The organism is Vibrio sp. 10N.261.51.F12, assembly GCF_041471725.1.
Taxonomy (GTDB): domain Bacteria; phylum Pseudomonadota; class Gammaproteobacteria; order Enterobacterales; family Vibrionaceae; genus Vibrio.
Genome location: NZ_JBFROV010000056.1, coordinates 18,024 through 28,028, shown reverse-complemented (window position 1 = coordinate 28,028; position 10,005 = coordinate 18,024). Strand labels below are relative to the sequence as shown.

At 46.6% G+C, this 10,005-nt stretch carries 8 protein-coding genes; 2 read left to right on the top strand and 6 right to left on the bottom strand.

Annotation, left to right across the window (positions count from 1 at the left end; genetic code table 11):
* Positions 1-118: 118 nt before the first annotated feature.
* Positions 119-1,489, bottom strand: a complete 1,371-nt coding sequence (locus AB4405_RS23955; protein ID WP_372063073.1) for an L-serine ammonia-lyase — start codon at positions 1,487-1,489, stop codon at positions 119-121.
* 328 nt (positions 1,490-1,817) lie between these two features.
* Between AB4405_RS23955 and zwf the strand changes: the two genes are divergently transcribed.
* Entirely contained in the window at positions 1,818-3,320 is a 1,503-nt protein-coding gene (zwf, locus tag AB4405_RS23950; protein ID WP_372063072.1) for a glucose-6-phosphate dehydrogenase, read from the top strand.
* A 100-nt stretch (positions 3,321-3,420) separates the two neighbouring features.
* A complete protein-coding gene (gene gnd, locus AB4405_RS23945) occupies positions 3,421-4,869 on the top strand; it encodes a decarboxylating NADP(+)-dependent phosphogluconate dehydrogenase (RefSeq protein WP_372063071.1) in 1,449 nt (482 codons plus the stop codon).
* 121 nt (positions 4,870-4,990) lie between these two features.
* Here gnd and AB4405_RS23940 read toward each other — a convergent pair whose 3' ends face one another.
* The 5 genes from AB4405_RS23940 to AB4405_RS23920 form a co-directional block, all read right to left on the bottom strand.
* On the bottom strand, positions 4,991-5,335 hold the full coding sequence (locus tag AB4405_RS23940; protein WP_102471571.1) for a YajD family HNH nuclease: 345 nt from the start codon (positions 5,333-5,335) through the stop codon (positions 4,991-4,993).
* Positions 5,336-5,479: 144 nt separating this feature from the next.
* On the bottom strand, positions 5,480-6,121 hold the full coding sequence (locus tag AB4405_RS23935) for a CDP-alcohol phosphatidyltransferase family protein (RefSeq protein ID WP_372063070.1): 642 nt from the start codon (positions 6,119-6,121) through the stop codon (positions 5,480-5,482).
* Positions 6,114-6,761, bottom strand: coding sequence for an ATP-binding cassette domain-containing protein (locus AB4405_RS23930; protein WP_372063069.1), 648 nt, complete (start codon positions 6,759-6,761; stop codon positions 6,114-6,116). Before AB4405_RS23930 ends, AB4405_RS23935 begins: the two co-directional genes overlap by 8 nt.
* Positions 6,727-8,433: an ABC transporter permease gene (locus tag AB4405_RS23925; protein ID WP_372063068.1), complete on the bottom strand. Its 1,707-nt coding sequence runs from the start codon at positions 8,431-8,433 to the stop codon at positions 6,727-6,729. The genes AB4405_RS23930 and AB4405_RS23925 overlap by 35 nt, the downstream gene beginning before the upstream one ends.
* A gap of 6 nt (positions 8,434-8,439) precedes the next feature.
* Positions 8,440-9,615, bottom strand: a complete 1,176-nt coding sequence (locus tag AB4405_RS23920) for an ABC transporter substrate-binding protein (protein ID WP_372063067.1) — start codon at positions 9,613-9,615, stop codon at positions 8,440-8,442.
* Between the last annotated feature and the right edge of the window lie 390 nt (positions 9,616-10,005).

Here is a 10,005-nt window from a genome sequence, read left to right as displayed (position 1 = left end):
TCTTAAGTGAACGGCATTAGCCATTGGCCGCCTTTCTTTGTGTCGTTAGCGAGAGGTTAATAGGCAGGGGAGACGCCAATTCAACCCACCATTGATTTACTCGTCGATGTTACTGGCCTTACTCACAAGGTGGGGCAAGATGAATCAATGCCAAACCGCCTTGAGAGGTTTCTCGATATTTTTTATGCATGTCTTTGCCGGTTTGATACATGGTTTCGATCACTTTATCGAGCGAGATAAGACATTTGCTAGTGCGCTTTAACGCCATGCGGGAGGCGTTGATCGCCTTCATTGCGCCCATTGCATTTCGCTCGATGCACGGAACTTGAACCAAGCCACCGATCGGGTCGCAGGTCATGCCGAGTGAGTGTTCCATCGCAATCTCAGCCGCAATACAGATTTGTTCATTACTACCGCCACGAAGCGCCGTTAAGCCCGCTGCGGCCATGGATGATGAAACACCGACTTCGCCTTGGCAACCCACCTCTGCACCAGAGATAGAAGCATTCGTCTTGTACAAAATACCGATAGCTCCAGAGACGGCAAGAAAGTCTTTCAATTGTTTCGTGTCGAGCTCTTTAATAAAGCGATGGTAATACATCAATACCGCCGGAATGACACCCGCAGCGCCATTGGTCGGGGAGGTGACGACTTGTCCGCCAGCCGCGTTTTCTTCGCTTACCGCAAACGCAAACAGGTTAATCCAATCGAGGATTTCCATTGGATCATTTTCTATCGCCGCATTGGCTTCTAACTTTTTCAGTAGATTAGGCGCACGACGAGTGACATTAAGGCCGCCGTCTAAGATACCTTCGGTTTCAAAGCCACGCTCCATGCAACGCATCATGACGCGCCAAATTTGTTCGGCTTTGGCATCAATGTCTTCCATACTCGTGAATGATACTTCATTGCGAAGAATGAATCCCCCTAGGCTCATGCCGCTTTTCTCTGCCTTCTCAAGCATTTCGTCTGCGCTAGAAAACGGAAATTCAACCTCTGTCGTTTTGGTTTTTTTTCCGAACTTTAGCTCATCTTCAGTTGCGATGAAGCCGCCGCCAATGGAGTAATAGGTTTCAAAAGCAAGGCGGTTACCATCAGCATCAAAGGCCGAAATAGTCATACCATTTTCATGCATTGGCAGGTTTTCTTCGTGGAAAAGGATGTCCTTTTTGAAGTTAAACGCAATGTCATTTTGGCCCGACAATGCCAATGTGCCTTCTTTAATAGCCGCGCGCATGGCTTCATTGGCACTGGTGATTTTAATCGTATCAGGTCGATTACCCAGTAAACCAAGAATGGTGGCGCGATCGGTATGGTGACCGATGCCAGTCAGTGAGAGTGAACCGTACAAATCGACTTGAATTCGAGTGACGTTATTGATCTCTGAAGCGAGCAGTTGGGTAAATTCGTATCCGGCGATCATGGGGCCGTTCGTATGTGAACTTGAAGGGCCGACACCTATTTTGTATATTTCGAAAATTGAAAGCATATTGACTGTCTCACTGTTTTTGTCGCAAATTCGTCGATTGACTTCTCTATTATATTGTTAAAATTTGGATTTGATTATTATTTGTTTGTAAATTTTGGCAATTGTTTGATTTTTTGCTATGAAGTGACCAATAATCAATAGGATTCTTCTGCTTGAAGTTAATCATGTTTCATATTGATAGTGAAACGTTTGCGTTTTAGTGGTCAGATGTCATTAATTAAGTGAATTTACCTATCCTTTGAATAGGTAAAACTTATTTTCATTTTATCTGGCACGCTGTTAACATTGCGTCCGCTAAACCATTGCCCCCATTGTTAAAGGAAAAAAGATGGTAATCCCTGAAAACAGCAGCATCGTTATTTTTGGTGCTTCAGGCGACCTTACTTACCGTAAGTTGATCCCTGCACTTTACCATTTGTTTGCCAGCAATCAGCTGCCAAAATCATTCGCAATTCTTGGTGTCAGTCGCACACAATACAGTGACGAGTCGTACCGAGAAAAGCTCAAGAAATCGCTTCAAGAAATGGAAAAGACAGAACCAGAATCGCTTGATGCGTTTTGTGAGTTCCTTCATTATCAAGCGATCGATACCTCTGATACACAAGATTACGCCAAGCTGTCTACTCGACTAGATGATCTGGCTGATAAGTATGGCTTTGAGCAACGTAATACCTTGTTTTATTTGGCGACCCCGCCAAGCCTATACAGCATTATCCCAGCTAGCCTTGCCGCGCACGGACTGAACGATGAAACAGAAGGTTGGAAGCGCCTGATCATCGAAAAGCCATTCGGTTATGACCTTGCATCGGCACGTAAGCTAGACAAAGAAATCCACGAGCACTTTCAAGAACACCAAATCTACCGTATTGACCATTACTTAGGGAAAGAAACGGTTCAAAACCTTTTGGTTTTACGTTTCTCCAATGCGATGTTTGAACCGTTATGGAATCACCAGTATGTCGATTATGTCGAGATTACCGGCGCTGAATTCCTTGGGGTTGAAGAGCGTGGCGGTTACTACGATGGTTCTGGTGCGGTTCGTGACATGTTCCAAAATCACCTGCTTCAGGTGTTAGCAATGGTGGGCATGGAATCGCCAGCTCAAATTAATGCAGACGCGATCCGAAACGAAGTGGTTAAAGTACTGCAATGTTTGCGTCCTCTGTCTGAAGATGATCTTCGTGACAACCTAGTACTAGGCCAATACACGGAATCAAACGTACGTGGTCAATTTCTGCCTAGTTACCGTGACGAGCATGGTGTCGCGAATGACTCTAGGACGGAAACGTACGTTGGCTTAAAAATGTTTATCGATAACTGGCGTTGGAACGGCGTGCCGTTCTATGTGCGCTCGGGTAAACGCCTTCCGACACGGGTGACTGAAGTGGTTATCCACTTTAAACAAACACCCCACCCAGTATTTGGTAAAAATGCGCCAGAAAACAAACTGGTTATTCGTATCCAGCCAGATGAAGGCATTCAAATGAGCTTTGGTTTGAAAGAACCTGGTGTTGGCTTTAATGCCAAAGAAGTGAAAATGAATTTCCACTATGCTTCGCTGCAAGAGACACAAATGCTTACGGCTTACGAGCGGTTATTACTTGATGCGCTCAACGGTGATGCTACGCTGTTTGCACGTACTGATGCAGTGGAAGCGTGTTGGGAATTCGTACAACCTATCTTGGACTTCAAGCAAGGTCCTCAGGCGCTTTATGGCTACGCGTGTGGCACGTGGGGACCAAAAGAGTGCGACCAACTGTTGCACAACGATGGTCGTGCATGGCGTTTCCCTTGTAAAAACCTAACAGATACCGATTACTGCGAACTGTAATCGCACATAATTTATCCGGCAGAACGGTGGTTTCTGTCGGAGTGAAGTGAAATATAACTTAATCGCAGCAAGTTAAGTTGCCGAATTAATGGAGAGAACGATGAAAGGTGATATTGGTGTAATTGGTTTGGCTGTAATGGGTCAGAACCTTATCCTAAACATGAACGATCACGGCTTTAAAGTTGTGGCGCATAACCGTACTGCTGCCAAAGTTGACGAATTCTTAGAAGGCCCTGCGAAAGGCACTGACATTGTTGGCGCTTACTCATTAGAAGAGCTGGTTGATAAGCTAGAAACACCACGTAAAGTGATGCTTATGGTTCGTGCTGGTGACGTGGTAGACACGTTCATCGACAAGCTTGTCCCGCTTCTAGACAAAGGCGACATCATCATCGATGGTGGTAACACTAACTTCCCAGACACTAACCGTCGTGTTGCCGCGCTTCGCGAGAAAGGCATTTACTTCATTGGTACGGGTGTTTCTGGTGGCGAAGAGGGTGCGCGTTTTGGTCCTTCAATCATGCCAGGCGGTTCTCCTGAAGCTTGGGAAGCGGTTAAGCCTATCTTCCAAGGTATCTCTGCGAAAACTGACGCAGGTGAGCCTTGTTGTGATTGGGTGGGTAACGATGGTGCTGGTCACTTCGTTAAGATGGTTCACAATGGCATCGAATACGGTGACATGCAGCTTATCACTGAAGCCTACCAGTTCATGAAAGATGGCCTAGGTATGAACCACGACGAAATGCAGGCGGTATTTGCTGATTGGAACAAAACGGAGCTAGACAGCTACCTAGTAGAAATCACGGCTGACATCCTTGGCTACAAAGATGAAGACGGTGAAGCGTTAGTAGAGAAAATCCTAGACACAGCTGGCCAAAAAGGCACGGGTAAGTGGACGGGTATTAACGCGCTAGACATGGGTATCCCACTAACGCTAATCACTGAGTCGGTATTCTCTCGTTGCCTGTCTGCACTTAAAGACCAACGTGTTGAAGCTGAGCAGCTGTTCGGCAAGACTGTTGCTCCAGTTGAAGGCGACAAGCAAGAGTGGGTGGATGCCATCCGTCAGGCTCTACTGGCTTCTAAGATCATCTCTTACGCTCAAGGTTTCATGCTAATGCGTGAAGCGTCGAACGAAAACGGTTGGGACCTCAACTACGGTAACGTTGCGCTTATGTGGCGTGGTGGTTGTATCATCCGTTCTGCATTCCTAGGCAACATTCGTGATGCGTACGAAGCGAACCCAGAGATCGCATTCCTAGGTTCAGATGCATACTTCAAAGGCATCCTAGACAACTGCATGGGCGCTTGGCGTAAAGTTGCAGCTAAGTCTATGGAATCGGGTATCCCAATGCCATGTATGACGTCTGCACTAACATTCCTAGACGGCTACACTACGGCTCGTCTTCCAGCGAACCTTCTACAAGCTCAACGTGACTACTTCGGTGCTCACACTTACGAGCGTACTGACCGTCCACGTGGTGAATTCTTCCACACAAACTGGACGGGTACAGGCGGCGATACTGCATCGACGACTTACGACGTTTAATAAACGAAGTTGATGTTTAACACGCATCGGTAAGTAACGAAAAAGGATACCAATTGGTATCCTTTTTTATTATCTGCTATTCGTGTTTTTTGGTTTAGTACCTAGTACCTAGCACCACACCTTACTTTTTCATCATTTTTGCAAGATCAGCGAATGGGTTGTGAGTCGCACTTTCATGCTCATCTTGTCCCGGTTTTATCTCGCTACCGTAACGTTCATGGTCAGTGTACTTAGAGTGCTCATGATCGTGGCAATACAGACACAGAAGCTCCCAGTTGCTGCCGTCGTTAGGGTTATTTGTGTGGTCGTGGTCTTTGTGGTGAACCGTCAGTTCACGAAGATTGGAATAGACAAACTCACGGGCACAGTTTCCACATACCCATGGGTAGAGTTTCAACGCTTTCTCACGATAACCACTTTCTTGGCGGGCGTACGCAGAGCTAGAACCAGTGTAATCAGAAGACATGTTATATCCTACATTGCTAAGACTAAAAATAACCGGTGAATTTTATCATATTAACGACACCGTGAGGCAATCACAATCTGGGCTGTGTCATAATTTCCTGCTTTTCAATCGCTTTTCAATCGCTTTTCAATCGCTTTTCAATGACTAAGACTCACCCGTGTTCTGCTCGTCGACCTCTGCCGCTCGTAGTGTATGGAATCCTGAATAGATACGAGTGAATGTGGTGAACCAACATGCGATGCCAAACGTTACTGCAATGGCCGAAAAATATTGTGGGAATAAGCAGAGTATGACAAAGCAACCAATGGTCTCGGTGCCTTCCGTTAACCCGCTCATATAATAGAGCGATTTGTGTTGATACACAGGGTTTTCAATCCCTCTTTTTCCTGCCATAACGGCAAAGGCTAAAAAGCTCGACCCAGTGCCAATAAAAGAAAAAATGAGAAAAGCGCCTGCGATAGCATTGCTTTCAGGTGCCGCGAGAACAAACCCAAATGGGATAAGAGAATAGAACAAGAAATCTAGGCTGATATCCAAAAAACCACCGGCATCGGATATTCCTTGAATACGCGCGATGGCGCCATCAAGCCCGTCACAAATACGATTGAGTACGATGGACACCAAGGCAAGTGTGTACTGCTCAGTCACGAGCGCAGGAAAGGCAAGACAACCCAGCAAAAAACCAAACAACGTCGTTTGATTGGCGGTGATGCCATATCTATCTAAGCGCTTAGCGCCCTCAGATAATGGCCAGCGAATCAGTTTAACACTAACGCGATCAAGCATGGTGCTTCTCCCAAGGCCAGTCAAACACTCGGCTATTGGTTGGAATGTCATCACGATCGTGGGTCACCATCAACGCGGGGATGTTGGCGATAGACAGTTGCTCTACAACCCAGTCCCGAAACTGACCACGTAACGTTTTATCCAGTTTACTAAAAGGCTCGTCAAGTAAGGCGACATTCGGCTGAGCGAGTAGCATCCTTGTCAGGCTGATCCTTGCTCGCTGACCTCCTGATAATTGTTCAGGAAAATGCTGAGCAAGTTGCGTCAGTGAGATGTCTTTTAGCGCTGCCAATGCGGCTTCTTTTCGTGTCTGTCCTTTGATGGTATTGGGCAGTGCAAAGGCGAGGTTTTCCCATACGTTTAAATGCGGAAACAGTAGGTCATCTTGGAACAAGATCCCGACTCGCCTTTCGTGCGCGGGTAGCGTATCGATCGCTTTGTCATTTAACCGCACGTGACCAGAGTACGTGAACGCTGGCGATAAATGACCAGCGATGACATCAAGTAGCGTTGATTTACCGCAGCCACTTGGCCCCATTAGCGTGACAATTTCTCCGGGTTGAATCGTAATGTTGAAATCAGAAAACAACACCTCACCATCATGTTTACGGATGGCGAGGTTTTCTAGCAAGAGACTCATTCAGTATTAATCCTTTCACTCTTAGTGTTCGGTAACGCGTATGCAGACGACTGACTAACATGGCCAGCGTAAAAAATAGCAATGGAAGTAACGCTTGAAATAGGGCATAGATTGCGGTCACGCGGCGATCATAGCCGCTCGATAGCGCGACGGCTTCGGTCGTAATCGTGGAGACTCGACCAGCGCCAAGTACTAGTGTTGGTAAATACTGAGCCAAGCTGACGCTGATGCCCACCGCCCATGCAAAGACGATTGCCGGCAATAATTGCGGCAGTTTGATATGGAACCATGTGTAAATTGGGCTCTTCCCGAGGCTCAATGACACTTGGGTGAGTTTATGATTATAGCTTCGCCATGGTCCATCTAAGGCAAGGTAAACGAAAGGAAAAGCAAAAAATACGTGTGACCAACATACCCAGAATCCATAATGCCCATCACTCACGACCAGCGTCACAATCTGTAACCCAAACAACACACTCAATTGAGGAATAAGCATAGGGATGGCGATGACGAAACCGGGGACTTGCAATCGATAACGAAGTCGATATTCATGACCGACAACGGCAAGTATGAGCGCCGTCGTCGATGCGACTAACGCAATCGATAGGCTTTGTGACATGACATCAACGACCCCGTGCCATTCATATTCCCAAAATCTCATGGTGAATTGGCTAGGTATGATATCGGGAAAACGCCAACGCTGTGCGAAGGTCCATGTCACGATCAAAGGCACGATAATCGCAAATAAACTCATGATCGCTAATATAACTAACCTACCAGGGAAACGCGGGGCGCGACGTCCAGAGTACTGCCATTGCTTAAAGCGAATACACAGGGCGCGCTCAAGGACCCGAGCAAATGCGATAAGCAGTGAAGCGATCATAAATAAGATGACTGCACCTGCCGATGCCCGTGGTAAGAGATGAAGATCGGGATCATTGAACCATTGCCATACTAGGACCGCAAAGGTCGGTGGGTTTGTTGGCCCAAGAACCAGTGCCACGTCGACCACCGACAAGCTGTAGGCGATGACGGCCAGCATAGGAAAGCGCATTTTGGTGAACCACTGAGGCAGGATTATTTTCCACCATGTAGCATGGTGTTTATACCCCAAAGCGGAAGAGACCTTAATCGTTTCTCTAATTTTAAGTTGTTTTAGTATTGGGATACTCATCAGCAGCAAGAAAGGCACTTCTTTGATCGCCAGCATGAGGGTCAAGCCAATGCCGTAAGGATCTTTGATTAACCACGCGAGTGAATCATTATTAGGTTGCAGGTTAACCCCAAGCAGCTCGTATACCGCTCGAACGCCAAAACCAGTCGGCGCGAAGAGGAAAGCAAAGCCAATCGCAAAAGCCACATGCGGCATGGCAAGTAGCGGTGATAACGCTAATTCTAACTTGTTCCAAAAAGGGCGGTTCCAGCACGCTTCTAAGATGAAAAACGTCAGTAAACACGCAAGATAACTGCTGACTAAGGCGGTCGATACGGTCAATAAAATGGATGTTTCGACGCCTTGCCATGCGAAGACTTGGCTAAACCCACTCACGTTAAACTCATTGAGGTTAAGCGGTGGGATGTAACCAAGCGACGCAATAACAACACCGAGTAACCCCGGTATTGTTGGTAAAATACAGACTACGACTAACACGCCGTACAACAGTCTTAACATGATTAATTAGCTACCATATCGTTTCAGCCATTCTTGCTCGATAGCCGCCTGCCAACTCGGGTGGGGCTCTGCAACCGACTTAAATGATTGGCTCTTAGCGGCCGATCCGGTTAAGTATTGTTTTTCCAGTACGGATGGGTCTCCCCACACCTTAATGTCTCCTTTGCGAGATTGAGCTTCTGGACTTAACAGAAAATCAATGGCGACGAGTGCACCTGCCTTTGCATTAGCATTCCATGGTATTGCGAGAAAGTGGATGTTAGATAACGCACCACTGTCCAAGGCATAAGCGGCGGTTGAAGTGCTGAGGTTGCCATTTTCTTGGGCAGAAAATACCGCATTTGGATTGAACGTAATGGCGAGGTCGAGCTGCCCGTCATCGAGTAATTGAATAGATTCAGCCGTGCCTGCAGGGAATTGCTTACCGCCACGCCATGCGACTTTGTGAAAGGCATCAAGGTAGGTCCACAGAGGCTGAGTGACACCGGCAAAGTCAGCTTCAGCTACTGGTTTTGACAGAGATGGATCATCGTCAGTAAGCTCGATAAGCAGTGATTTTAAGAAGCTAGTGCCGTGAAACTCTGGAGGTTTGGGATAACTCAGTCTTCCTGGGTAAGCTTGCGCATAGCTTAACATTTCCGCATAAGAGGCCGGAGGGTTTCTAAGCGTCTTGGTATCGTGAATGAACACAAGTTGACCAACCCCCCATGGTGCCTCGTAGCCGTCTGTTGGTACCGAAAAATCAACGTCGATAGGCAAAGACTTGTCAACATACTGCCAGCTTGGTAACGAATGAGTGAAGGGCCCATTCAGTAATTGGTTTTCCTTCATTGACTTGAAGTTTTCACCGTTGATCCACACCATGTCGACACTGCCGTTTTCATTCTTACCTGCTGCTTTTTCTGCTAGCAAACGAGCACTGGTTTCAGCAATATCCGTGACCTTGACGTGATTGAATGTGACACCATATTTTTGTTTTATTTCTTTTCCTGCCCATTGCAAGTAGCGGTTTATTTCTTGACTGCCGCCCCAAGCGTGAAAATATACAGTTTGCCCCTCAGCTTCCTTTACGACTGCGTTCCAGGCTTCACTTTGAGCGTGTGAATCTTGGGCATAAAGCTGAAACGGAAAAGCACAGGCTAATGAAGTAAGCGCGAGCGTGCTGAATATTTTTTTATTCATTTTGTCATCCATTGTGAATAGTGTGGCAAACCATGCCGAGTTGTTAATAAAAGATAGTAAAGCTTAGCGTGTGAGAATCAATAGTCAGAGTGCATTGAGCCCAATCAGGGCAAAAAATTTAGTCAAATATCACACCTACGACATTCGACCGGATAAAATTCGAATAAATTTCAATGATTTCGATTATTTATTGTTGAAAAGCCTTGGTATTACGTTGCGCAGGGCAAGCGTTCATCATGCTTAGACTCGAATGGGGCAGAGAGTAGGGCGGTGCAGGCCAGTACAGAGATATCCGCTAAGGTAAAGAGGAGGATGACACGCGCAGGAGAGTGGCAGCGCATTGACGAAAAAGGCAGAGATGATGAAAAGCAAAGCGTTACGTCTAAACAG

What these genes read in the sequence shown, in the direction of transcription:
- AB4405_RS23955 (WP_372063073.1), bottom strand. Translation starts at nt 1,489, where the DNA reads ATGCTTTCAATTTTCGAAATATACAAAATAGGTGTCGGCCCTTCAAGT.
- zwf (WP_372063072.1), top strand. Translation starts at nt 1,818, where the DNA reads ATGGTAATCCCTGAAAACAGCAGCATCGTTATTTTTGGTGCTTCAGGC.
- gnd (WP_372063071.1), top strand. Translation starts at nt 3,421, where the DNA reads ATGAAAGGTGATATTGGTGTAATTGGTTTGGCTGTAATGGGTCAGAAC.
- AB4405_RS23940 (WP_102471571.1), bottom strand. Translation starts at nt 5,335, where the DNA reads ATGTCTTCTGATTACACTGGTTCTAGCTCTGCGTACGCCCGCCAAGAA.
- AB4405_RS23935 (WP_372063070.1), bottom strand. Translation starts at nt 6,121, where the DNA reads ATGCTTGATCGCGTTAGTGTTAAACTGATTCGCTGGCCATTATCTGAG.
- AB4405_RS23930 (WP_372063069.1), bottom strand. Translation starts at nt 6,761, where the DNA reads ATGAGTCTCTTGCTAGAAAACCTCGCCATCCGTAAACATGATGGTGAG.
- AB4405_RS23925 (WP_372063068.1), bottom strand. Translation starts at nt 8,433, where the DNA reads ATGTTAAGACTGTTGTACGGCGTGTTAGTCGTAGTCTGTATTTTACCA.
- AB4405_RS23920 (WP_372063067.1), bottom strand. Translation starts at nt 9,615, where the DNA reads ATGAATAAAAAAATATTCAGCACGCTCGCGCTTACTTCATTAGCCTGT.